Source organism: Brevundimonas sp. EAKA, assembly GCF_000698025.1.
In the GTDB taxonomy this organism is placed as follows: domain Bacteria; phylum Pseudomonadota; class Alphaproteobacteria; order Caulobacterales; family Caulobacteraceae; genus Brevundimonas; species Brevundimonas mediterranea_A.
This window is the reverse complement of sequence record NZ_JMQR01000254.1, coordinates 1-1,310: the sequence shown is the minus strand read 5'-3', so window position 1 is coordinate 1,310 and position 1,310 is coordinate 1. Positions and strand designations below refer to the sequence as shown.

Sequence of the window (1,310 nt, the reverse complement as noted above, 5' to 3'; positions counted from 1 at the left end):
CCCGTGGCCAGGCCCGCCAGCGCCTGGTCAACGAGACCCTGCGCCCCGCCGAGGCCACCGACGACTGGCGCCGCGCCATCCGCGACCTTCGCTCGACCGCCGCCGCGCGCGGCGAAGCCCGCGACCCCATCGCCGAAGGTCTGCAAGGCCTGTCCCTGCTCACCGTCCGCGCCGAGGAAGAGGCCGCCGCCGCCATCGCCCTGATGATGCGCGAGACGCTGGAAACGCCCAATCCTGATGGAACGGGTCGCACCTGCGCGCTCGTCACGCCCGACCAGGCCCTGGGCCGCCGCGTCGCCGCCCGGCTGGAACGCTGGGGCGTCATCCCGGATTCGTCTGCCGGCGTCCCCCTGTCGCGTCTGCCCGCCGGCGCCCTGGTCGATCTGTGCGCCCGCTGGATCGCCGATCCGGTCCAGCCCCATCTGCTGCTGGCGATCGTCAAACATCCGTTGGTCCGGTTCGACCTGGGCGACGCCCCTCAAGCCGCCGCCGTCGCCGCGCTGGAGGAACACGCCCTGCGCGGTCCTCGCCCGCGCGACTTCGCCGCCATCCGCCGTCGCCTGCTCGAGGCGGTCGAACCCGACCGGCGCGGCAAGGCCCCGCCCGAGTGGAAACGGGAACGCCTGTCGGCCGCCACCCGCCTTGTCGAGCGTCTGCAAACCGCCATCGAGGCCGCGACCGCCGTCTTCTTGCCCCAGACCGAGCGAAATGGGGCCGACCTGAACGCCGCCGCCTCGGCCTTTACACGCCTTATCGAGACCCTGGCCGGCCAGGACGCCTGGGCCGGTCCCGACGGCGAGGCCGCCGCCGCCCTTCTGTCCGGCCTGATCGAGGGCGGGGCCTCGCTGGGCCGCATCGACCAGACCGACCTGGCCAAGCTGACCACGTCCCTGGTGCGCGAGACCGTCGTCCGCACCGGGGGCGCGACCCATCCGTCGCTGCGGATCCTCGGGGCCATCGAGGCGCGGCTGGTGCGCGCCGACCGGATGATCCTGGCCGGGCTGGAAGAAGGCGTCTGGCCCCAGGCCGCCCCGACCGACCCCTTCCTGTCGCGTCCGATGCGCAAGGCCCTGGGCCTGCCCCCGCCCGAACGCCGCCTGGGCCAGACGGCCCAGGACTTCGTCCAGGCCGCCTGCGCCGACGAGGTCATCCTGGTCCACAGCGAACGGCGCGGCGGCCAGCCGGCCGTGCGGTCCCGCTGGCTGTGGCGGCTGGAGAGGCCGACCCCCGGCGCCCAATCCCCCGCGCCGCCGAACCGAACGCCCCGCCCCCCCCACCGCCCTGACCCGTCTCCTCTACACACCTGCACC

The 1,310-nt window shown here is 74.7% G+C and carries 1 pseudogene; it reads left to right on the top strand.

The features are described from left to right. Positions 1-1,310: pseudogene (locus tag ER13_RS18850) on the top strand (double-strand break repair protein AddB); the annotation flags it as partial.